Source organism: Marinitoga lauensis (genome assembly GCF_004135675.1).
Classification (GTDB): domain Bacteria; phylum Thermotogota; class Thermotogae; order Petrotogales; family Petrotogaceae; genus Marinitoga; species Marinitoga lauensis.
Genome location: NZ_QHLX01000001.1, coordinates 249,419 through 273,979, shown reverse-complemented (window position 1 = coordinate 273,979; position 24,561 = coordinate 249,419). Strand labels below are relative to the sequence as shown.

The window sequence follows — 24,561 nt, the reverse complement described above, 5'->3', positions numbered from 1 at the left end:
AATGTTAATGGAAGAATGCGGAATATATGGAGCTTATTTAAAAAATGAAGAAAACGCTATTCCCTATGTTGTTGAAGGTTTAATTGCATTACAGCATCGTGGTCAGGAATCAGCAGGTGTGGCATATATTTCTGGTGATGAAATAAAGGTGTATAAAAAAATGGGAATGGTTGTAGATGTTTTTAATAATGGAATAATGAAAAAATTAAACAGTCCTTTAGCCATAGGTCACGTTAGATATTCAACAAAGGGAAGATCGGAAATTCAAAATTCACAACCATTTCATGTGAGATTTAAAAATGAACACTTTGCTATTGCCCATAATGGCCAAATAGAAAATGCAGAAGATTTAAGATCCATGCTTGAAGAAAGAGGAACAATATTTTTAACTGAAAGCGATACAGAATTAATACTGCATATTTTAATCAAAAAATTACACAAAAATATAAATGACTGGACGCTTGAAGATATTGCAAATACAATATTTGATGAAGTGGCACCATCATATTCCTTGCTTTTACTATTTAACAATAGAATTATAGCATTAAGGGATAAAAATGGCTATAGACCATTGTATTACTATATTTCGGAAAATGGATACCATATATCTTCTGAAGATAGTGGGTTTAATTTTCTAAACCCTGATCTGGATAAGATTTATGAAGTATCTCCAGGAGAAGCTATAGAATTTTCAGAGAATGGAATAAAGAAATTTAACATTGAAAGTTCTGAAAAAAGATATTGTTTTTTTGAACATATATATTTTGCAAGACCAGATTCAAATGTGTTTGGAAAAAATGTTCATCTCATGAGAGAAGAACTTGGAAAATTATGTGCAAAAGAAAATCCGGTTGAAGCGGATATAGTTGTTCCCGTTCTTGATAGTGGTTTTTCTGCAGCATTGGGGTATTCAAAAGAAATTAAGATTCCCATTGAAATGGGATTAATGAGAAACAGATATGTGGGAAGAACCTTTATTAACCCAAATCAAAGAGATAGAGAAATCGGAGTAAGAAGAAAGTTACCACCTATTTCACAGGTAATAAAGGATAAAAAGGTTGTTCTTGTAGATGATTCTATTGTAAGAGGAACAACGATGAAGAAGATAGTGAACATGTTAAAGAATGCGGGAGCTAAAGAGGTGCATGTAAGAATTGCAAGTCCTAAGGTACTTAATACATGTCATTGGGGTGTGGACATGCCAAGCACCAAAGAGTTAATTGCAGCAAATATGACTATAGAAGAGTTAAAAAAGGAGTTTAATGCAGATTCGGTTGGATATATTTCATTGGAAGGTATAAAGGATATATTAAAAGAAGAGTTTAAAAATTATTGTTTTCATTGTTTTGTGAGATTTCCGGTAAACAGTTAAATGAATAAAAAAGAGAAAAACAAAAATAATTAGTCATAAGAATGACTATATAAGAATAAATATTAAAATTGAACGAAAAAAGATATAGATGAAAAAGTTATTATTTCATAATAACATAAGGAGTATTATTTTTAAGTAAATAAAAAACAAGATTAACCAATTTTCTAGCAGTTAAAATAAGAGCTCTCATATGATGATGAGAATGAGATTGAGAATACTTTTTACGATAAAATTCTTTAAAAACAGGATTATGAGTTTTAAGAAAATTAGCAGCCATAACAAGATAAGTTCTTAAATATTTATTACCCTTTTTAGTTAATCTAGTATTTTCAGCTTTGAAATTACCGCTTTGATTAACGTACCAGACTAAACCAGCATAAGAAGCTAAAGCAGAAGCATTTTTAAAACGATTAATATTACCAATTTCAGCAATGATACCAGCAGCGGTAATATCACCAATACCTTTAACAGTAACTAAAGTATTAGGAATTCTTTTAAGTAATTTAGAAATTTCAGATTTAATAAGATTAATTTGCTTCTCATAGTGTTGTATTAGTTCAATAGTAGAAACAATAGAAAGTCTAAGAGTATTAGAATAATTAGGTCTTAACCTCAAGGCATTTTTAGCAAGAGAATGTAATTTTTCAGCTAAATGTTTAGCAGAAACTCTATGTCTGGAAACTTTTGCAATATATTCAAACAAATCATCAACAGGCATAGAAGCAATTTCTTCAACAGTAAAATCCATGAGCAAAGATTCAAAAGTCTTATTTAATTTAAAATCGAGGTCAGGGAAATAAAGAGCGACATAAGAATATAAACGTAGTTTCAAACGAGCAATATCTTCATTGAATTTCAAATATAATCTAGTGAGATTACGAAGGTCACTAATAATATTAGAATTATCAATAAAAGGAACTAAAGATTCTGGAAATTTAGAAGCGATATCAAAAATTAGTTTAGCGTCAATAGAATCAGTTTTTTGACGATTAAGAATCTTACGATAGACCTTCATATTATCAGTTTTAACCCAGAAAACAGAAATAGAATGATTAAAGAAAAAATCAGCAATATCAAAAGAATAAATGCCTGTTGATTCAAGAACAAGGATAAAATCATTAGAAACAGAAGAAGCCCTATTAAACAAATCAAAAATGCCTTGAGGTGAATTTTCAACAACACCGGAACCAATAAAATCGGAATAAAAAGAAAGAGAGCTCTTAGAAACATCAATAGCTAAAGTAGGCATAAAAAGCACCTCCAGTTGAGTACAGTATTACACCCTCGCAAGATATAAATCGAGGCGGACATTTTCCGGCAAGTAAAAAACTGTACTCTAGTTTAGAAATCTCATTTAAGAGCAAAAAGCTCAAGGTGAATAACCTAAAACTATTTTACCAGAGAAAAAACTAAATCAAAAATGAATAAACAAAATAATAAAAATATTAAAATAATAAATACTATTAACTTTTCAAAGAGCATAATACTAACATAATATAAATATAAATTATTATTTTAATATATACTTATTATACGAGGTGAAAGTATGGATTATAAAACAAGTGGAGTTAATATTGATGAAGCTAACAAAATGATTTCTCGTATAAAGGATAAATTAAAAGATAATGCTGATATGTATGCAGGAGTTTTTCCTTTAAAAGATATTATCAAAAACTATAACAACCCACTTTTAGTTGCTTCCACAGATGGGTTGGAACAAAAATGGTTCTTTTAGAAAAAGAAAAAGATGGGATATTGTAGCCAGGGACTTAGTTGGTATGGTTTTAAATGATCTGGTTTGTGTCGGAGCAAAACCATTGTTTTTTTTAGATTATTACGCCACAGGAAGATTAAATAGTAAAGATGGAGCAGATTTCTTAAATTACCTGATAAATACCTTAGAAAAGGTTAATTGTGAATTAATAGGAGGTGAAACTGCGGAATTACCAGGGTTATTAGTTAATAATAGAGTGGATGTAGCGGGATTTGGTGTTGGAATAGTGGAAAAAGGTGAAATTTTAGGAAAAAATAAAGTCAAAGAAGGAGATATATTAATAGGATTAAGATCAAATGGAATACATTCAAATGGATATTCATTGATTAGAAAATTATTGGATGAAGGAAAAATCAGTTTTTTTGAAGAATTAATTGCTCCTACAAAATTAATGATTAATCAAACATTGAAAATAAAAGAGTATATTCATGCAGCAGCACATATCACCGGTGGCGGAATAGAAGAAAATCTTTCAAGAGTAATACCAGATGGGTTAAGTGTAGAAATAATTGTTAACTGGGAATTTAATGATGTATTTAAAAAAATTTTGAATGCAGGAGTTTCATTAAAAGAAGCATTCAGAGTATTTAACATGGGAATTGGCATGATTTATATTTTAGATAAAGAAAACTTATCAAAAGTAAAAGAATTATTATCAGAAGAAGAAATTGTCGAATTGGGAAGGATAGAAAATGGAGATAAAAAAGTAAAAATTTCTTATTAGGAAGGCGATAACATGAAAAAAAAATTGATAGTTTTAGCATCAGGCAATGGTTCTAATTTCGAAGCTATAGTAAAAAAATTAAGAAATAAATATGAAATAAAATTAATAAGTGAAAACAGAGATGCTTACGCATTGCAAAGAGCTATCAAATTAAACATCGATTATGAATTGATAAATTATAAGCATTTTGACAGTAGGAAAAGTTATAATAAAAAACTTTTTGAATATTTAAAGAAGGAAGAACCAGATTTAATAGCTTTAGCAGGCTATATGAAAATATTACCAGAATATATTGTTGAATATTTTTCCGGGAGGATATTAAATATACACCCATCATTATTACCAGCTTTTAAAGGATTAAACGCTATTAAACAGGCATTTGAATATGGCGTTAAATATACAGGTGTTACGGTGCATTATGTAAATAATGAACTTGATGGTGGAAAGATAATTACTCAGGAAGTTGTTAAAATAGAACCCGAGGACACATTAGAAACATTAGAAGAAAAAATTCATAAATTAGAACATAAATTATATCCTAAGGTGATAGATAAAGTGTTGAGAAAATTAACAATAACAGCATAGGAGGTAATGATGAAAAGAGCACTTATATCCGCGTATTATAAAGATAATATAGAAAAATTAGCAGCTATATTGATAGAGAATAATTATGAAATAATTTCTACAGGTAATACAGCAAAATATCTGGGAAAACACGGTTTTAATGTGATAAAAGTAGAGGAAATAACAGAATTTCCGGAAATATTAGGTGGAAGAGTAAAGACATTGCACCCTAAAATACATGGTGGAATATTAGCTCGAGATATTGAAGAAGATATAAAAACATTAAAAGATTTGAATATTGAGAAAATAGATTTTGTATATGTAAACCTATACCCCTTTGAAGAAAAATTAAAAGAAAATTTAAACACGAAAGAATTAATAGAATTTATTGATATAGGCGGCCCACCCTCATAAGAGCAGCTGCTAAGAATTTTGAAAACACAATAATACTCACTGACCCAGAAGATATAGATCTAATAATAGAAAACATAAAAGATATAAATTATGAAATAAGAAAATATTTAGCTGCTAAAGCGTTTAATCTTACTGCATATTATGATTCCCTTATTTCTACATATTTCAATAATCTTTTAGGTGAAAATTTTTCAAAATATTTAACATTACCTCTTAAGAAAAAAGCGAATTAAGATATGGCGAAAATCCACATCAAAAAGCGGTATATTATGAAAATTCCATTGAAAAAGGCTTTTTCACAGATTTTGAGCAATTAAATGGAAAAGAATTATCATATAATAATTTTAAGGATATAGACGTTGCGTGGAAAGTGGTAAATGAGTTTGAAGAAAATGTTTGTTGTGCGGTTAAACATCAAACACCATGTGGAGTGGCCGTTGGGAAAGATAATTTAGAGGCATATAAAAAAGCATATGAATGTGATCCAATTTCTATTTTTGGTGGCATAGTGGCTTTTAATCATAAAATAACCGTTGAAACTGCAAAAGAGATGAAAAAGATATTTTTGGAGGTAATAATAGCTCCAGAATTTGAAGAAGAAGCTATTGAAATATTAAAAAAGAAAAAGAATTTAAGAATATTAAAAGCAAATACAAAACCATCTCAAAAATTTGAATACACATCGGTAGATGGTGGTATACTGGTGCAGGAAAGAGATACAAAATTATTTGAATCATTAAAGATAGTAACAGATGATTCAATAGAAAAAGATTTAATAGAAGAATTGATTTTTGCATTTAAAGTCGTTAAACATGCAAAGTCAAACGCAATTGTTGTTTCTAAAGAAAAAATGGCAATAGGAATAGGTTCAGGACAACCAAATAGAATATGGGCAGCTATTGATGCACTTGATAGAGCAAAAGACGGTATTGTCCTTGCATCAGATGCATTTTTCCCATTTGATGATGTAGTAAGAAAGGCAGGAGAATATAATATAAAGGCTATAATACAACCTGGGGTTCTATAAGAGATGAAGATTCTATAAAAGCAGCAAAGGAATTGGGGATATCAATGGTATTTACAAATATGAGACACTTTAAACATTAATGGGGTGGAAAAATGAAGGTTGCAGTTATTGGTAATGGTGGAAGAGAACAAGCTATTGCATGGAAATTATCCCATAATTCAAATATTGAAAAGATTTATTGCATTCCAGGTAATGGAGGAACAGCTCTTGAAAATAAATGTGAAAATATAAATTTAAACAATATAAACGATATGGTTGAATTTGCAAAAAAAGAGAATATAGAATTAACCATAGTCGGTCTGGAAAAATATCTGGTAGAGGGTATAGTTGATGTATTTCAAAAAAATAATCTAAAAATAATAGGTCCAGATAAAAAGGCTTCACTTTTAGAAGGAAGCAAAGTATATGCAAAGAATTTTGCTATAAAATATGGTATTCAAACAGCAAAATATAATAGTTTTGATAATTTTGAAGAAGCATTAAAATATATAAAAAACATAGAATTCCCTGCAGTAATAAAAGCAGATGGATTAGCAGCAGGTAAAGGAGTAGTTATAGCAAAAGATTTACAAGATGCAGAAAATACATTAAATGATTTTATGAATAATGATATATTTTCAGGAGCAGGTAAAAAAGTTATAATAGAAGAATTTTTAGAAGGTTATGAAATGTCAGTTTTTGTATTAATTGATGGTGAGAATTATAAAATATTTCAAACAGCAAAAGACCATAAAAAGATTTTAGAAGGAGAAAAAGGACTAAATACTGGCGGTATGGGAGCAGTTTCGCCTCATCCTATGTTAAATGATGAATTAATGAAAAAAATAAAAGAAAAAATTGTTGAACCTACAATGTTAGGAATAAAAAGAGAACAGCTTAATTATAATGGGATACTGTTTATAGGTTTAATGATACAAAATAATGAACCATATTTATTGGAATATAATGTAAGGTTTGGTGATCCTGAAACTCAGGCAATATTGCCGTTATTAGAAACGGATTTATTTGAAATCTTTTATGCTCTATCTGAAAGGAAACTCGATGAAATAGAAATAAAATGGAAGGATAAAAAATCATGTTGTGTGGTTTTAGCAGCAAAAGGATATCCTGTTAAATATGAAAAAGGCAATGAAATAAAGCTCGATACAAATGCACTTGTTTTCCATGCAGGAACAAAATTAGAGAATGGAAAATTATTAACAAATGGAGGTAGAGTTCTTTCTATAGTAGAGACAGGCAAAACACTTGAAGAAGCAAGAAATAAAGCCTATAATGAAATTGAAAAAATAAAATTTAAAGACAAATATTACAGAAAAGATATCGGGAAAATATGATATAATAGAATTAAATAAAATTCTATTATAAGGTGTAAGTATGTTTATAGACTTTTTATATAATATCACTCTTACAAAAGATCAGGAATATTTGTCTAACGAATTGGATAGATTTCTATTCAATTCGTTAGATTTTTTAATAGTTCAGGGTAGTGCCGGGACAGGAAAGACTTTCCTTATATCACAATATGCTCGATATTTGCATAGGAAACATACTAATTTTATAATTTTAGCTCCTACAGGCAGAGCTTCCAAAATTCTTCATGAAAAATCAAACTTCAAAACAAAAACCATTCACAGTGAAATATACAGTTTTTATGATAAAATTATTGACCTTGTTAATGATGAAATAAAAGTATATTTTAAATTAAAGGATACTTTCTGGAATGACACCATTTTTATAGTTGATGAAAGTTCTATGATATCGGATATTCCATCTTCAGATGAAAATCTCATTTTTGGAAGTGGAAAATTACTTTCTGATTTAATAGAATATGTAAAATCAGGAAATAATAATAAAATAATATTTTTAGGTGATGAATACCAGCTTCCACCTGTAAAAGCAAATAACTCTCCAGCTTTGAATAGGGAATATCTCGAAAGAAATTTTAACTTAAAAGGTGAGAAGATAATACTCAATGATATAGTCAGACAAAAAGAAAACAGTTATATATTAAAAAACGCAAATGTAATAAAAAAACATATAGATAAGAAAAAGTTTTTTGAGCTAAAATTTGAGTATAATACGGATTTTATAAAAGATAATAATTTTATTGAAAATTATGATTATTCAAATCCTGGAAAAGATATTATAATATGTTCAACCAATGAAAATGCAATAAAATATAATATAGAAATCAGAAAAAAACTGGGTTATAAGAATAAAATTGAAATAGGCGATATATTATTAAATACAAAGAATGTATATTTTGATGAAAAAACAATATTTAATGGAGAATTTTTTAAAGTTGTCGATATTCTAAATCATGAAAAAAAAGATGCGTTTATAGGGAAAAATGAACATAGAATTCTTGAATTTTATGATTTAAAATTAAAAAATATATTATCTAACGAGATAGTAATTTTTAAAGTACTGGCAGATTCTTTGTTTTCAAAATCTGCAGATATTGATATAAACTTAGAAAAAGCATTATATAGCTTTTGTATAAACAAAATATATAAAGAAACTGGAATGTCGGAAGAATTTGTAATTAATTACATTGAAGATGATCCTTATTACAATGCTTTGCATGTCAAATATGGCTATGCAGTAACAGCACATAAAGCTCAAGGTGGAGAATGGAATAGGGTTTTCATAGATCCTTCTTATTACAATTCATATAAGACTAAAGAATATTTTCAATGGTTATATACATCAATTACCAGAGCAAAGGAGAGGGTATATATAAAAGATTTACCATTTAAGACGTTTTCTTATGAAAAGTTAAAAGTACAAATGGATTTTAGTATTAAAGAAAAAATAAGAATTACATATGATTTAAGATTTTCTAATACAATTTTGAAAGAATTATATTTAGCTTTCAGAGAAAAATTTTCAGAAAAAAATTTTGAAGTAATAGGCGTAGAACATCATCAATATCAGGAAGTTTATTATATAAAGAAAAATAAAGAATATTTAAAAGTTCAATTATATTACAATAAAAATTATGAACCTACAAGATTAAAGGTAATGGAAACCACTAATGAAGATATAGCTTTTGAATTTCTTGATATTTTTAAAAAGAATGAAAGTATCATGAAAAAAGTAAATCAATTGAAAGAGATGAAGATTGTATAAAAATATATATAGATGGTAGTTATGATCATGGTTTAAAGAAATTTGGTGCAGGTTTGGTTGTTGTTAAAGAAGATAAAATAGAAAAATATTGGAAAGGATATACAATAGAAAAATTTCTAAAGCATAGAAATGTTACCGGAGAAGTATTTGCAGCTCTTCTTGCGTTTAAATATGCAGAAAAAGAAAATTTGAATTGTATAGAGATAAATTATGATTATCAGGGAATAGAAAAATGGGCACTTGGATTATGGAAAACAAATACCGAGTTAACAAAGTATTATAAAAGCCAGTATGACTATTATTCGAAAGTATTTCAGATAAGATTTAATAAAATAAAATCTCATTCTGGAGATAAATTTAATGATATTGCTGATGAATTAGCTAAAAAAGCGGTATATGAAGATGATTATAACATTAAATATGATATTGAGGTGAAATTATGAAATTATATGAATTAGCTAAAAGTAGAAAAACAGTAAGAAAATTTGATAAAAGCAGAATTCCTGATTTAGAAAATATAAAATATGCAATTGATGTAGCAAAAGAAGCTCCTTCAGGTAAAAATGATCAACCATGGTTATATGTTTTAATTCAGGATGAAAAGCAAAAAATGAAATAAGACAAATATGTGAAAAAGGTGAAAAATCTTTTTATGAAAATTCAAAAGGTAAATTAAGAGAATGGCTTGATAAAATGGGATTTTCCTGGGAGAAACCGTTTCTTTCAGAAGCTCCATATTTACTTTTTGTTTATTCAAATATAAAATCACCATTTTCAAAAGAATCTGTTTGGCTATCCATTGGATACCTGTTGCTGGCGTTAGAAGAAAAAGGTTTATCTACAGTAACCTATACCCCTTCAAATTATAATGATATATCGAGATATATTAACTTATCAAAAGAATACAAATTGGAAGTAATATTACCAATAGGATATTCTGTTGATCCTAAACCAAAATATGAAAGAAAAAATTTAAATGAGGTCCTTATTATAAAATAGAATTTGTGAGTATTAATGATTTTTTAGCAAAATGGAGAGATAAATGAATAATCGTAATAAAAACAGCCTGGAAAAGTTTTCCAGGCTGTTTTTATTATTTCAATTTCACTTTTAATATTACAGGGTTATGATCAGATGATCTAAATTGATAATCCAGATTTTTAACATATTCTATTTCAATATTTGGAGATACGTAATATCCGTCTATAACGGTAACAAAATTTTTCCCTTTAGAATATGAAAATGCAACTGACCTATTAGTTGGAACGTTTTTATCTACAGCCCACTGCCAATTATTTAATTTCATATCTTTAGATAATTCCACATAAAATTCAGGTTTTGATTCTGTGTATTCAAAATTATTTTTTGTTAGTTCGCTATTCCAATCACCACCGATAATTACATAATTTCCATTTTTATATTCTTCTTCCGCAGTTTTTAATATAAAATCAATTTGTTGTTTTCTCAAAGTTCCTCCTGAATCATATGCACTTGGATGAATATTTAATATAACCAAACTTTTTCCATTTTTCACTGGTATTCTACTTAAAAGAATACATCTATCAAGCTGAAATACCTTTGTTGGCCAGGAATATTCACCGGGTAATTTTAATCTTTTAGCTTCATCAATCTTATATTTTGAAAACATAGCAAGGCTGGACTTTACCTTCCCATAGGATTCATGAAAGGAACAGGAACAAATAATACATTATAATTTATAGCATATGTAACGCCATAACTTTTTAATGCATTTTTTCTGAGATATTCTAATTCATTTAAGTTATAACTTCTATGGCTTTTTAAATCAATTTCCTGAATAAGATATATATCAGCAGAATTTTTCTTTATAATATTTGCAATATCTTCCATATATTTCTCTACATGACTTTTCTCAGGAACTGAAGTTTTTCCGCCATCCAAAAAGAAATCCTCATCTTTACCTAATCCAGCATATCCAATATTCCAATCAAACAATGTTATTTCCAGTGGTGCTATAGTCTCTGAGTTGTCTTCCACCTGCAAATTTATAACTTTTTCTGGATTATAATCTGTTAATGTCCCTAATAAGATAACCCCAGGGAAATACAGAATTACAGCAATAATAACAACAAGAATGACTTTTACAAAAGTAGATAACTTTTTTCCTTTCACATTTTCTCCCCCTACCAAATTTCTTTAACTATATATTATAGCATATTAAATACAAAATTGAATTTATAGTGTATATTTTTGCCAGATCAAAATTTTGGATACCGGATTTCATTAATTATTTGTGATATAATTTGGATATGTAAAGATTCATATATGATTATAAATACTACTTTTAAAAATCCATCTAAGGTTAAATAAAATTTACAATATCTATTGAGGTGTAAAAATGGGAAAAAGAAAAATATACGGTAAAACATGGTGGGGTAAAAAATGGAAGGAAGCCATGGAAAAAATAGATTTTAATACAAATAGGCTTCCAAGAGGAAGAACATATGCAAATAAGGGAGCTGTTCTGGAAATTAGAGTAAATAGAAAATCAGACATTGTTGCCAGAGTTCAAGGGACACGATCCACTCCTTATAAAGAAAAGATTTCATTGATTAAATTTTCTGAATATGAAATTGAAAGAATTGGGGAAGTTCTTTCTGAAAATCCATATATAGCAGGACAATTATTAAATGGTGTATTACCAGAAGAATTATATGAAATTTTTCAAAGGGAAAATATAAAATTATTTCCGGAATCCTGGGATGATATAGAAGCAAGTTGTTCATGTCCTGATTGGGCCAATCCATGTAAACATCTTGCAGCAGTATATTATATTATTGCTAATGAAATAGATAAAGATCCATTTTTGTTATTTGAAATGCGTGGATTAAAAAAGAAAAAATTATTGGAAATTGCAAAAATATCAACAGAAAAAACAGGTGGAATATTAAATTTTCTTCCTATAAACAGTGAAAAAAGCAAACTAAATTATGAAGAAAAGAAATTTTTAGAAGAACCAAAGGTTTATTTTGGAAATATTGAAAAGATTATGGTATTGCTTTCTGAAAAACGAATTTTTTCTGAGTTTTCAATAAAGGATTTTCTAAATGATATATATTTTTACAGTGAGAATTATATAAAAAATATTAAAATTTCAGAGCAAGAAGAATATTTAAAAGAAACGAATTTTAAGATTATATACTCTCTTCAAAATCCAGAAATAATAATTGAAGGATATAATCCATTTTCAAAAGAAAGAATTAGGTTTGAAGAATTATTTGAGCTACTATATAATATGTCTTTATTACCAGATAATAAAGATAATGAATATACTCTCTTTTTTAAAAAAACTCTTGGGTTTGTGTTTAATATAATTATGAATCATTCTTTTGCGCCCAAACCAGAAATAATTGAAGAAGATAAATTTTATGTGAAATATATGCCCCTTACTTCAAATTCCACTATAATGGAATACTTTGATTATCTTGAAATGATAATTCCAGATAATCTTGTGATGAAGTTAGAAAAAAATAAAGTTTTAAAAAAGTCAGATGCTGTTATATATATAATTTCTCTGTTTATAAAAGAAATTGTTAAAAGAGCATATGGGAAGAGAAAAGTACCTCATAATATATTATCTTTATTTACAGAAGATAGGATTTATAATCTTAAAACATTAGAAGAAAAAAACAATGCTAATTCTCTCGTTAACCATTTTGAACCACTATTTTTTAAAAATAAAAGATATGCATTAGCTATAAAAATTATGCCGTTTATTGAAGACAGATATTATTTATCTCTTTTAGTAAAAGATAATTTAGATATATTATCTGAACCGATTAATCTTAAGGATTTTTTAAATGATAAAAAATATATAAAAGAAAAGTCAGAGGTTTTAAAACAAATAGGTTTTATTTCCAACTTATCAGACTTTTCTAAATCCATTATGAAACATGAAGATATAATAATCACTTCTTCTGAATTAAGCGAATTTTTTAATGACGTATTACCAGCTTTAAAGGTTTTTGGTATTGAGGTTATTCTACCAAAAGAAATGAAGAAAATCGTAGAACCCAAACCGGCAATATCAGTAAAAGGAGAAAATATTACCAGTTTCTTTAATTTAAATGATCTGTTAAAATTTGATTGGAAAATTGCAATTGGGGATTATCTTATCTCACTTGAAGAGTTTAGAAAATTGTTGGAAAAGTCCGAAGGAATTATAAAATTCAGAGATATGTACATACACGTTGATCCTAAAAAGTTTTTACATATCTTGAAAAAGATTAATAAACCACTTGATGAAATTTCCAATTATGAAAGTTTAAGAATGTTGCTTTCAGAGGAAGCCAATGGAATACAATTATATTTAGATGATAAATTAAAAAAATCCATTAATGAGCTAAAAAAGATTAAAAATCTAAGAGTTCCAAAAACGTTAAATGCAAATTTGAGGGATTATCAAAAACGAGGCTATAAATGGTTAAAATCTAATGTAGATAAGGGTTTTGGGGTATGTCTTGCAGATGATATGGGATTGGGAAAAACCATACAAACAATAGCTGCAGTATTAAAAGATAAGGAAAATAATATACTGAATAAACCTGTTTTAGTTGTTTGCCCCACTACATTAATTGGTAATTGGGCAGCGGAAATTGAAAAGTTTGCCCAACGTTAAAGTATCATATATATCATGGAAATAATCGCGATTTAAATAATAATGCAGATATAATATTAACTTCATATGGTGTTATTCGTAGAGATATTAAAAAACTCGAAGAATTAGAATGGTCATATATTATACTCGATGAAGCACAAAATATAAAAATCCATTAACCAAACAAACAAAAGCTATAAAAAATTTAAAAGGAGAAAAAGAATAGCTTTAACTGGAACTCCAATAGAAAATCGTTTAACGGAATTATGGAGCATATTCGATTTTCTAATGCCAGGGTATTTAGGAAATTACAATAGCTTTATAAAAAATTATGCTATACCTGTTGAAAAATATAATGATAGAGAAAAAACTAAAATCATAAAAAAAGCAATTAATCCATTTTTATTAAGAAGATTGAAGACAGATAAGAATATTATAAATGATCTTCCAGAAAAAATAATATTTGATCAATATGTTTATTTAACGCCAATTCAAACATCATTATACAATAAAACAGTTGAAATGGTTAAAGAAATTTCCAATTATTCAGGTATTGAAAGAAAGGGATTAATTTTTAAATTGATTACATCTTTAAAGCAAATCTGTAATCATCCAGCCAATTATTTAAAAAATAAAAATTTTAATCCAGAAGAATCCGGTAAAACACAAAAATTGCTTGACTTATTAACTGATGTATTTGAAAATAATGAAAAAGCCATAATATTTACGCAGTATAAAGAAATGGGAGAAATATTAGAAGAGATAATTAAAAAACATTTGAAGATTAAAACCCTATTTTTCCATGGAAGTTTAAATAGAAAAACCAGAGACGAAATAGTAGAGAAATTTCAAACATTACACGATTATCCTGTTATGATTATTTCATTAAAAGCTGGAGGAACTGGTTTGAATTTAACAGCAGCATCTCATGTTATACATTTTGATTTATGGTGGAATCCAGCCGTTGAAGCACAGGCTACAGATAGAGCATATAGAATAGGTCAGAAAAGCAATGTTATAGTTCATAGGTTTATAACCAGAAACACTTTTGAAGAAAAAATTAATGAAATTATTCAAAAAAAGAAGACTCTAAGTGAAGATATATTAAGTGTTGGAGAAAAATGGATTTCCGAACTCAGTGATGATGAGTTAAAAGAACTTTTGGTAATTTTTGAGCACAAACGAAAAATAACCGGTAGCCTGTAAAATTTTATAGGCTACCTTACAGCTACCACCGTTTCGTAAATTACAAATTTGTTAATTGCAATTTCACTGAGGCATCATCTCGAAAAAATCAACTATATTTTAAAAAGTTTTGAAGGTAATTTTTATGGAATTTTGAATAAAAACCTTTCTATTTTTAACCCGAAAGGTTTTACTACTTGAGTACTTTCTTTTCTAAATCTTTTCGCGCAGCGAAATAAATTTTCACATCAAGAAAATTTATTTTGTTTTTAATTTTTCCTGAGTTTGACAGTATTTATTTCAATAAAATTTGGAAAAGCTGTATTATTCTAAAAAACAGTTATTGTTAATTTTTTATTAAATACAAAAGTGTCATTACACCCCTAAATTTTATATTTTTCTTTGAATTCTGTATAGGGTGAAATTATTTTTGGTACAGGAATATTTAATGTATTTAATATTCTTTGTCCTAATTTATTTAAATTCATTCTCGCTACAAGATGTTGCTTTTGTGTTTTAAATTCAATGTATTCCATATTTTTAATAGCTTCTCTTATTTTTTCATGAGAGTATTCAACATTATTTTTTTCCAGTTCTAATTCTAGTGTTCTTTGAATTATGTAAGATATGAAACTCATTACAATATGTCCTTTTATTCTTTTTGGTGTCCAATGAAATACCGGTCTTGTTTCAAGATAATTTTTTAATGTTCTAAATGTTTCTTCTACTTTCCATAATGTATGATATTGTTCTAATATTTCTTTTGGAGATAGTTTTGTGTTTGTTATTATTCCATAGTATCCATCGTATTTTTCATCATTTTCTATTTTTCTATGTCCAGTATATAATTTTGTTTATTCTGTTCTTTTAAATATTTTTTCGCTCCTCTTTTACTTTTGAATCTATATTTCCTTCTTCTAACATTTTTTCGCTTTTCTATTAATCGTAGTCTATCTGCTCTGTCTTTTTGGCTCTTTCTTCTGAATATATTATGAGTAATCTTTTATTTTCATATTCTACTTCTCTATATTTTATTCCTTTGCTAGTTCTATGAATTCTCCTTCAAATATATTTACTTTTTTATTTGTTTTATTGATTTCCTACTATGAATTCATAATTAGAATTTTCTACTACTTCTATATTTTTTTACTCATCATTCCTCTATCTGCTACTACTATTACTTTTCCTAATTGATATTCTTTTTCATTTTTTCTATTGAATCTTTAAATGTATGCCCTTCAAATGTATTTCCTGCATATATATCAAAACTAACTGGCATTCTATCCTGATCTATTGACATCCTAATACTATTTGTGATTCATTAAATTTCTTATCTTTTGAATATCCCATTTGTAATATTTCATTTGTTTGTTGTGTTTCAAACGCTAATGTCGTTACATCGTAAAATACTAAATCTACCGTTGTATTAAACAAACTTATCCTTTGATTATACATATGTTTTTCTATCGACTCTTTATTATCTGCCAATATATCCAATGTTCTGTATAACCAGTGCAGCATTACATCTTTTTCTTCCAGGTCTTTTTCTTTTTAACTTCCACTTTGTTATATCCAAAATACTCTAAATTATTAAATATTCCCAATTTACTTTTCGGTTCTACTATTCTATTCATCACCATTATTTTTAGCATCTCTTCTGCATTGTATTTTATTTCTTTATCCAGTCTTTCAAAATATCTTTTCATCTCATATCTTTCGAATATCTTATTTACTATTACTTTGGCTCCGTAATTCTTTTTATCCGGTGCCTTTTTTATATCTTCTGTATCAATATAATTTTTTAAATCAAATATTTGTATGAGTTTATTTACTATATTTTTCGCTTCATTTTCGCTAAAAGAGTCAATCCTTCCTAAGTTTGCAACAGTTTTTGCTTTATCTTACCATTTTCCCTATAACTTTCAACAATTCTTAAATATTCAACACCTTTGTTATTTTTAACTACTCTCAAAAACACAAAAATCACCTCTTGATTTCATAATACCATTACTTATTATACCACAAAATATTATGAAATCAAGAATATAACGCTATTGTTAAAAATATTTGTGTCACTACAAAAATTTTTCAACCCCAATTTTCACCCTTTTCATCGTCGCAAACCCGCATTCTACCGTTTCGATTTTTCAAAAATCATGAAATCGCTGTCAAACTCAGGGTTTTACTACTTGAGTACTTTCTTTTCTAAATCTTTTCGCGCAGCGAAATAAATTTTCACATCAAGAAAATTTATTTTGTTTTTAATTTTGTCTTATAAAAATAAATTTTCCTGTTTTTTAATATAATAATTATTCCTAAAGCACTTCGCGCGGCGAAGTGTTTTTAGTTTTTTTATTTATAATAAAAACATTTTTACTAAAACCCTTCGCGTAGCGAAGTGATTATATAATCTACAATATTTCTTTTTTCTGAATTTATGTTTATTCCTATAAGATATATTTCTTTTCCTCTATATTTTTCATAGTATTTCTTCTCTTTTATCTGTTTTATCGCTTCCTCTGCACTTTTGTCTAATTTTGATTCAATTATATATACCCTTTCATTAAATTCTATTATAATATCACTTCTTCCGAGGTTTGTCAATTCTTCTGCTCTTACGTTTAGTCCTGTCATTGCCAGTATTGTGTATATCAATGAATGATAATACCTTTCTTCTTTTTTGTGTAGATTATACGGTATTGAACTTATTACTTTTTTTATTTCTTCTATTACTGTTTTTATATCGTTTCTCTGTATTGATTTTATTATCGTTTTGCATAATTCTTTTATCTTTGAGTTTTCTATATTATAATTTGCTTCTAATATCAGTTTTGAAAAACTGCTTTTTACTTCTATATTTGGATAATCCAGTATATATTCTTCTTCTAATAGATATCTTTCTTTTCCTTTGAAGGTTAAATATCCTGCCTGTGTAAAGAATATATTTGCATTTGCATCTTCTATTTCTCTTGTTGAGAAATCCATTGCACTTACTGTTTCTTTTACTAAGTCTTCATATGTTATCTTTCTTCCTTTTATGTATTCATATAAGAATGATGGTGAGCCGCTTTCAAACCAGTAATTTTGAAATTCTTTTTCTTCAAAGAACTTTAATATTGAAAATGGATTATATACATAATGTTCTCCATCAAATGAAAATCCATTATAATATTCTTTTAATCCTTTTAGTAATTCTTCTTCACTTATTCCTATTTCTTTTGATGTTTCTTTTATATACACTTTGAAATAATGTTCGAGTTCTTCCTGTGTATATCCTAACATTTGTGAGTATTTTTTGTTTAACGATATATCGTTTAAATTATTTAATGCAGAGAATACTCCTGTTTTTGTGAATTTTGTTATTCCAGTGATGAATACAAATTTTATATATTCATCATTGATTTTATTGTGACATAGAAATCTCTTAATATTTCTCTATATCTTTCTGCTTTTCTTTATTATTTATATTATCCAGTATTGGTTTTTCATACTCATCTACCAGTATTACTACCTTTCCTTTTTGGATAACTTCATTATTAATTCATCAAATGCAAATTTGTAATCATCTTCTTCAATGTCTACTCCGTTTCTTATTCCTTCTTTTTTATTATTTTGTTAGACTTTTTTTGAACCTCTCTTCATTATCTGTTGCTGATGATAGTATGTCTAATCTGATAATTGGATACTCTTTAAATTCCCATTTGTCATATATATAAGTATCTTTGAATAATTCTTTTTCTCCTTTGAATATATAATACAATGTTGATAGTGTTAAGCTCTTTCCAAATCTTCTTGGCGGGATAAAAATATTGGCACTTCTGAACTTATCAAGTCATATATATACTTCGTCTTATCTACATATACATAATTTCCTTCTATTATTTTTTATAATCCTGTACTCCTATTGGCAATTTTTTCATTTTATCATCTCCGTGTTCTTTCTTTCAATATTATTATAACATAAACGGTTCAAATATAATGACTATAATTTTTCATTTTCAGCATCTTTGATTTTTAAAATATAAAAACTTCCTTTTGTTTTTCCTACCTTTTCTAAAACCCTTTATTAGTTAAATTTTTAAGAATTTCTCGTGCTCTTGCTGATTTTACATTTAATATGTTTTCTGTAATTTTTAAATTTATTTTTTCATTTTTGATTACATAATTATAAATTATCTCTTCTTGATTGGTTAAATTTGTTTTTTCGTTGGTTTTTCAACATGATTTAACATATTTTTATTTTCATCAATTTTTGGTCTATGAAAAACGACACTCACAAAATTACCGCTTTATCTTTTATCTGTTTTTTCCCTTTGTTTTTTCCGCCGACTTCAAAATAATAACCATTAACATTAAAATCTCCTATTTCTTTACTATATCTTATATTCTGATTGCTATTTTTAATTTGATTAACGAAAATAATCTCTCTTAAATTTTCTATATTAAGATTATTTCTAATCTCTTCATTTATCGCATTATATAGCGTTCCATTTTCTATATATATCTTTTCGAGACTTCTTACTAAAGCTCCACCTACTCCTTTTTTCTTGATAATTTTATTAAAAACTCCAATTAGATCACCCTTTATTTTGACTTAATTCCATATATCATATATAATAATAACATTTTTGGGATAAATTTAACTTTTTAGATAAAAATTTTTGATTATACTCTAAAAAAAGTGTTATGTTATTTATGCACAATATACACGTTCTTAAATAGATTTTATTACTTGAATACTTTCTCCCTAAGCTTCTTCATCCAGTGAAATGATTATATAATCCTCTATATTTCTTTTTTCTGAATTTATGTTTATTCCTATGAGATATATTTCTTTTCCTCTATATTTTTCATAGTATTTCTTCTCTTTTATCTGTTTTATTGCTTCTTCTGCACTTTTGTCCAGTTTTGCTTCAAAGATATATACCCTTTCATCGAATTCTAATACTACATCACTTCTTCCTATATTTGTCATTTCTTCTGCTTTTACATTTAATCCTGCTATTGCCAGTATTGTGTATATCAATGAATGATAATACCTTTCTTCTTTTTGTGTAGATTATACGGTATTGAACTTATTACCTTTTTTATTTCTTCTATTACTGTTTTTATATCGTTTCTCTGTATTGATTTTATTATCGTTTTGCTTAATTCTTTTATCTTTGAGTTTTCTATATTATAATTTGCTTCTAATATCAGTTTTGAAAAACTGCTTTTTACTTCTATATTTGGATAATCCAGTATATATTCTTCTTCTAATAGATATCTTTCTTTTCCTTTGAAGGTTAAATATCCTGCTTGTGTAAAGAATATATTTGCATTTGCATCTTCTATTTCTCTTGTTGAGAAATCCATTGCACTTACTGTTTCTTTTACTAAGTCTTCATATGTTATCTTTCTTCCTTTTATGTATTCATATAAGAATGATGGTGAGCCGCTTTCAAACCAGTAATTTTGAAATTCTTTTTTTGAAAGAAATTTAATATTGAAAATGGATTATATACATAATGTTCCCATCAAATGAAAATCCATTATAATACTCTTTTAATCCTTTTAATAATTCTTCTTCACTTATTCCCATTTCTTTTGATGTTTCTTTTATATACTCTTTAAAATAAAACTCCAATTCTTCCTGTGTATATCCTAACATCTGTGAATAAGCTTTGTCTAATGATATATCGTTTAAATTGTTTAATGCAGAGAATACTCCTGTTTTTGTGAATTTCGTTATTCCAGTTATGAATACAAATTTTATATATTCATCTTTTGTTTTTATTTTTTTATAGAATTCTCTTAGAAATCTTCTTACTTTTTCTGCTTCTTGTTTGTTGTTTAGATGTTCTAATATTGGCGCTTCATATTCATCTATTAATATTACTACTCTTTCTTTATATTTTTTATTTAATTCTTCTATTAAATTCCCGAATTGTGTGGGTAGATTATTTTTTATAGGGGTATATCATCACTTTTATATAATTTTTCCATTGTTTCATTTAATGATTCTATAAAATCTTCATAAGTTGTTAGCATGTTATCAGACATATCCAGTTTTATTATCGGATATTCTTTAAAATCCCACTTGTCATATATATAAGTATCCTTAAATAATTCTTTTTCACCTTTAAATATATAATATAATGTTGATACTGTTAAACTCTTTCCAAATCTTCTTGGACGGGATAAAAATATTGGCACTTCTGAACTTATCAGGTCATATATATATTTCGTTTTATCCACATATACATAATTTCCTTCTATTATCTTTTTATAATCCTGTACTCCTATTGGTAATTTTTTCATTTTATCATCTCCGTATTCTTTTTTTCGATATTATTATAACATAAACAAATCAAACATAATGACTATAATTTTTCATTTTCATCATCTTTGATTTTTAAAATATAAAAACTTCCTTTAAAATCATTTTTATCACCTGAATTTCTAATTGTAATTAAAATTTATATAAAAATAAAATTACACAATAATATTATACCATTAGAGATTAGAATGCAAAAATGAGACATATTAAAAGACTCTTCTTAATTTTGTTTTTTATATAAAGAAGAGGTTTTGTTTGTTTTCTATTTATCCAGAGTTTTATAGGTTAAAAGTTTGGATATTATATTTTCTGGTGATATAATAGATATGATTAAAGATTTTCAAAAAAATTTACAAAAATGTCCTTTAATAAAACAATACTTCTTAATGGAAAAGAAAATTTTGATTTCAAAGAAAGATTAAACAAACTTATACTGGAGAATCTTGAAAAAATAGTTATAGGTGAGGATGAAAAAAATGAGTGATCTATTGAAAGATAAAGATTATGCTAACTGGTTAGATTTAAAGAAAAAATTCAGAGAAACCCAGCTTAAAGCAGCTGTTAAAGTTAATTCGGAATTGCTTAACTTTTATTGGAACCTTGGAAAAGAGATTGTTGAAAAACAAAAAGAAGCAAAATGGGGAACAAAATTTCTTGAAAGATTAAGTAAAGATTTAATGGCCGAATTTCCTGATGTAAAAGGTTTTTCAAAAAGAAATCTTGAGCAGATAAGAAGATGGTATCTTTTCTGGAATGAAGTAATTGAAATTGCGCAGCAACCTGCTTCGCAAATTACGAATATGTTAACCTCAATTCCCTGGTGGCATAATGTAGTTATAATTTCAAAATGTAAAACTACAGAAGAAGCTTTATTTTATGTAAAGAAAACCATAGAAAATGGATGGTCGAGAAATGTTTTGACCCTCAAATAGAAAGCAATTTATATGAAAGAACAGGAAAAGCAATTACAAATTTTGAAACAACATTACCAGCTATTCAATCTGATCTTGCTAAAGAAACGTTAAAAGATCCATATTGTTTTGATTTTCTTACAATAAAAGAAGATTATAACGAAAAAGAACTTGAAGATGATTTGTTAAATCATCTAACAAAATTCTTACTCGAACTCGGAAATGGATTTTCATTTTTAGGAAGACAATACAAACTTGAAATAGGAGAAGACGAATTTTATATAGATTTATTATTTTATCATGTAAAACTTCATAGTTATATAGTTGTCGAATTAAAAACAGGAAAATTCAAACCAGAATATGCGGGGAAATTGAATTTTTATGTTTCTGCGGTAGATTCTATCTTAAAAACAGAAATGGATAATCCAACTATAGGATTGCTTATTTGTAAATCAAAAAACAATACAGTAGTTGAATACTCTCTTCGAGATATCTCAAAACCAATAGGAGTGACTGAATACAAAATAACAAAAGATTTGCCGAAAGAATATAAATCTTCTTTACCAGATATTGAAGAAATAGAAGCAGAATTGAATATGTATTTATAACTACTTCTATTCTTAATTTATAATTTCATCTTTTCAAAGAATATGACGGCTATAATTTTTCATTTATATTATCCTGAGTTTGACACTATTATTATCAACAAAATTCTAAAAAGTAGAATTATTCAAAAAAATAGCTATTGTTAACTTTTTATAAAAAGAGAAATTAGCCACACACCTCCTCCTTTTTGGCTTTTCATGCGTGTTTTAGGAGATTATTTTTTTAAATTCATCTAATTCCATCATTTTTTTCGGTTTTTCTATTTTTAATGTTTTTAATATGGCTTTTTGAAAATCGTTTAAATTGGCTCTTAATGCAAATAATTTGTCTTTTAATCTTATTTCAGAGTATTCCATTTTTTTTATAGCTTCTCTTATTTTTTCATGAGAGTATTCAATATTATTTTTTTCCAGTTCTAATTCTAATGTTCTTTGAATTATGTAAGATATGAAACTCATTACAATATGTCCTTTTATTCTTTTCGGTGTCCAATGAAATACCGGTCTTGTTTCAAGATAATTTTTTAATGTTCTGAATGTTTCTTCTACTTTCCATAATGTATGATATTGTTCTAATATTTCTTTTGGCGATAGTTTTGTGTTTGTTATTATTCCATAGTATCCATCGTATTTTTCATCATTTTCTATTTTTTCTATGTCCAGTATATAATTTTGTTTGTTCTGTTCTTTTAAATATTTTTTCGCTCCTCTTTTACTTTTGGAATCTATATTTCCTTCTTCTAACATTTTTTCGCTTTTTCTATTAATCGTAGTCTATCTGCTCTGTCTTTTTTGGCTCTTTCTTCTGAATATATTATGAGTAATCTTTTATTTTCATATTCTACTTCTCTATATTTTATTCCTTTTGCTAGTTCTATGAATTCTCCTTCAAATATATTTACTTTTTTTATTTGTTTTATTGATTTTCCTACTATGAATTCATAATTAGAATTTTCTACTACTTCTATATTTTTTTACTCATCATTCCTCTATCTGCTACTACTATTACTTTTCCTAATTGATATTCTTTTTTCATTTTTTCTATTGAATCTTTGAATGTATGCCCTTCGAATGTATTTCCTGCATATATATCAAAACTAACTGGCATTCTATCTTGATCTATTGACATTCCTAATACTACTTGCGACTCATTGAATTTCTTATCTTTTGAATATCCCATTTGTAATATTTCATTTGTTTGTTGTGTTTCAAACGCTAATGTTGTTACATCGTAAAATACTAAATCTACCGTTGTATTAAACAAACTTATCCTTTGATTATACATATGTTTTTCTATCGACTCTTTATTATCTGCTAATATATCCAATGTTCTGTATAACCAGTGCAACATTACATCTTTTTCTTCCAGGTCTTTTTCTTTTTTAACTTCCACTTTGTTATATCCAAAATACTCTAAATTATTAAATATTCCCAATTTACTCTTCGGTTCTACTATTCTATTCATCACCATTATTTTTAACATTTCTTCTGCATTGTATTTTATTTCTTTATCCAGTCTTTCAAAATATCTTTTCATCTCATATCTTTCAAATATCTTATTTACTATTACTTTGGCTCCGTAATTTCTTCTTGCTATTTCTTCCATTAAATCATCTTCTATTTTTTCATATTCATCTATTTCAAATATTTTAAAAAGACTATCTACAAGTTTTGTTATATCTTTTTTACTATACTTATCTATATTTCCAAAATTTATTACTGTATGCTGTTTCACTTTTCCATTTTCTCTTTTGCTTTCCATTATCCTTAAATATCTTTTTCCTTTCACTTTTGATATTTTAGGATACATTTTAAAACATCTCCTTTCAGTGGTTGTCATATATATTATACCACCAAAAGGACTAATATATTACTAATTATAGTTAATTCTCTGTAAC

At 26.8% G+C, this 24,561-nt stretch carries 13 protein-coding genes and 9 pseudogenes; 13 read left to right on the top strand and 9 right to left on the bottom strand.

From position 1 onward, the window contains the following. The first annotated feature begins 1 nt into the window (after position 1). On the top strand, positions 2 to 1,372 hold the full coding sequence (purF, locus tag DJ007_RS01380) for an amidophosphoribosyltransferase (RefSeq protein ID WP_129407997.1): 1,371 nt from the start codon (positions 2 to 4) through the stop codon (positions 1,370 to 1,372). Positions 1,373 to 1,472: 100 nt separating this feature from the next. Here purF and DJ007_RS01375 read toward each other — a convergent pair whose 3' ends face one another. Then, positions 1,473 to 2,621 (bottom strand): IS110 family RNA-guided transposase, encoded by a 1,149-nt coding sequence (locus DJ007_RS01375; protein WP_129407996.1) that lies wholly within the window; start codon positions 2,619 to 2,621, stop codon positions 1,473 to 1,475. Between the two features lie 297 nt (positions 2,622 to 2,918). Here DJ007_RS01375 and DJ007_RS01370 point away from each other — a divergent pair, with 297 nt between their 5' ends. The 8 genes and pseudogenes from DJ007_RS01370 (at position 2,919) to DJ007_RS19795 (ending at position 10,006) form a co-directional block, all read left to right on the top strand. Beyond that, positions 2,919 to 3,107 (top strand): hypothetical protein, encoded by a 189-nt coding sequence (locus DJ007_RS01370; protein ID WP_129407995.1) that lies wholly within the window; start codon positions 2,919 to 2,921, stop codon positions 3,105 to 3,107. Continuing rightward, positions 3,079 to 3,870: a phosphoribosylformylglycinamidine cyclo-ligase gene (purM, locus tag DJ007_RS01365; RefSeq protein WP_129407994.1), complete on the top strand. Its 792-nt coding sequence runs from the start codon at positions 3,079 to 3,081 to the stop codon at positions 3,868 to 3,870. Before DJ007_RS01370 ends, purM begins: the two co-directional genes overlap by 29 nt. Before the next feature lie 12 nt (positions 3,871 to 3,882). Continuing rightward, positions 3,883 to 4,455: a phosphoribosylglycinamide formyltransferase gene (gene purN, locus DJ007_RS01360; RefSeq protein ID WP_129407993.1), complete on the top strand. Its 573-nt coding sequence runs from the start codon at positions 3,883 to 3,885 to the stop codon at positions 4,453 to 4,455. Between the two features lie 6 nt (positions 4,456 to 4,461). After that, a pseudogene (gene purH, locus DJ007_RS19800) lies at positions 4,462 to 5,955 on the top strand (bifunctional phosphoribosylaminoimidazolecarboxamide formyltransferase/IMP cyclohydrolase). Between the two features lie 12 nt (positions 5,956 to 5,967). Continuing rightward, positions 5,968 to 7,209, top strand: coding sequence for a phosphoribosylamine--glycine ligase (purD, locus tag DJ007_RS01350; protein WP_129407992.1), 1,242 nt, complete (start codon positions 5,968 to 5,970; stop codon positions 7,207 to 7,209). A 40-nt stretch (positions 7,210 to 7,249) separates the two neighbouring features. Next, positions 7,250 to 9,007 (top strand): ATP-dependent DNA helicase, encoded by a 1,758-nt coding sequence (locus tag DJ007_RS01345; RefSeq protein WP_129407991.1) that lies wholly within the window; start codon positions 7,250 to 7,252, stop codon positions 9,005 to 9,007. 53 nt (positions 9,008 to 9,060) lie between these two features. After that, entirely contained in the window at positions 9,061 to 9,450 is a 390-nt protein-coding gene (locus DJ007_RS01340) for an RNase H family protein (protein WP_240739152.1), read from the top strand. Then, positions 9,447 to 10,006: pseudogene (locus DJ007_RS19795) on the top strand (nitroreductase family protein). The gene DJ007_RS01340 and the pseudogene DJ007_RS19795 overlap by 4 nt, the downstream one beginning before the upstream one ends. A 94-nt stretch (positions 10,007 to 10,100) precedes the next feature. On the opposite strand, the gene DJ007_RS15190 reads toward DJ007_RS19795, so the two are convergent. After that, positions 10,101 to 10,655: an endonuclease/exonuclease/phosphatase family protein gene (locus tag DJ007_RS15190; protein WP_206076002.1), complete on the bottom strand. Its 555-nt coding sequence runs from the start codon at positions 10,653 to 10,655 to the stop codon at positions 10,101 to 10,103. A gap of 14 nt (positions 10,656 to 10,669) precedes the next feature. Next, a complete protein-coding gene (locus tag DJ007_RS15185; RefSeq protein WP_206076001.1) occupies positions 10,670 to 11,158 on the bottom strand; it encodes a hypothetical protein in 489 nt (162 codons plus the stop codon). 226 nt (positions 11,159 to 11,384) lie between these two features. Between DJ007_RS15185 and DJ007_RS01325 the strand changes: the two are divergent. After that, a pseudogene (locus DJ007_RS01325) lies at positions 11,385 to 13,808 on the top strand (hypothetical protein); the annotation flags it as partial. Positions 13,809 to 13,817: 9 nt separating this feature from the next. Then, on the top strand, positions 13,818 to 14,849 hold the full coding sequence (locus tag DJ007_RS18645; protein ID WP_276318625.1) for a DEAD/DEAH box helicase: 1,032 nt from the start codon (positions 13,818 to 13,820) through the stop codon (positions 14,847 to 14,849). Between the two features lie 362 nt (positions 14,850 to 15,211). Here the strand turns inward: DJ007_RS18645 and DJ007_RS20705 are convergent. The 4 genes and pseudogenes from DJ007_RS20705 to DJ007_RS20695 form a co-directional block, all read right to left on the bottom strand. Then, a pseudogene (locus DJ007_RS20705) lies at positions 15,212 to 16,806 on the bottom strand (IS1634 family transposase). Between the two features lie 398 nt (positions 16,807 to 17,204). Next, complete coding sequence (locus DJ007_RS16755) at positions 17,205 to 18,110, bottom strand: PD-(D/E)XK nuclease domain-containing protein (RefSeq protein ID WP_438268382.1); 906 nt, start codon at positions 18,108 to 18,110, stop codon at positions 17,205 to 17,207. 142 nt (positions 18,111 to 18,252) lie between these two features. Next, positions 18,253 to 18,659: pseudogene (locus tag DJ007_RS20700) on the bottom strand (AAA family ATPase). A 916-nt stretch (positions 18,660 to 19,575) separates the two neighbouring features. Next, a pseudogene (locus DJ007_RS20695) lies at positions 19,576 to 21,128 on the bottom strand (ATP-binding protein). Positions 21,129 to 21,505: 377 nt separating this feature from the next. Here DJ007_RS20695 and DJ007_RS18625 point away from each other — a divergent pair. Together DJ007_RS18625 and DJ007_RS19780 are read left to right on the top strand one after the other, a co-directional pair. Then, positions 21,506 to 21,631 carry a hypothetical protein gene (locus DJ007_RS18625; protein WP_276318601.1) on the top strand — a complete coding sequence of 42 codons (126 nt, stop codon included), beginning with the start codon at positions 21,506 to 21,508 and terminating at the stop codon, positions 21,629 to 21,631. Continuing rightward, a pseudogene (locus DJ007_RS19780) lies at positions 21,624 to 22,666 on the top strand (PDDEXK nuclease domain-containing protein). The gene DJ007_RS18625 and the pseudogene DJ007_RS19780 overlap by 8 nt, the downstream one beginning before the upstream one ends. Before the next feature lie 204 nt (positions 22,667 to 22,870). Here DJ007_RS19780 and DJ007_RS20690 read toward each other — a convergent pair. Together DJ007_RS20690 and DJ007_RS20985 are read right to left on the bottom strand one after the other, a co-directional pair. Beyond that, positions 22,871 to 24,398 (bottom strand): annotated as a pseudogene (locus tag DJ007_RS20690) (IS1634 family transposase). Continuing rightward, a pseudogene (locus DJ007_RS20985) lies at positions 24,372 to 24,473 on the bottom strand (IS1634 family transposase N-terminal domain-related protein); the annotation flags it as partial. The pseudogenes DJ007_RS20985 and DJ007_RS20690, both read right to left, overlap by 27 nt. Positions 24,474 to 24,561: the final 88 nt, after the last annotated feature.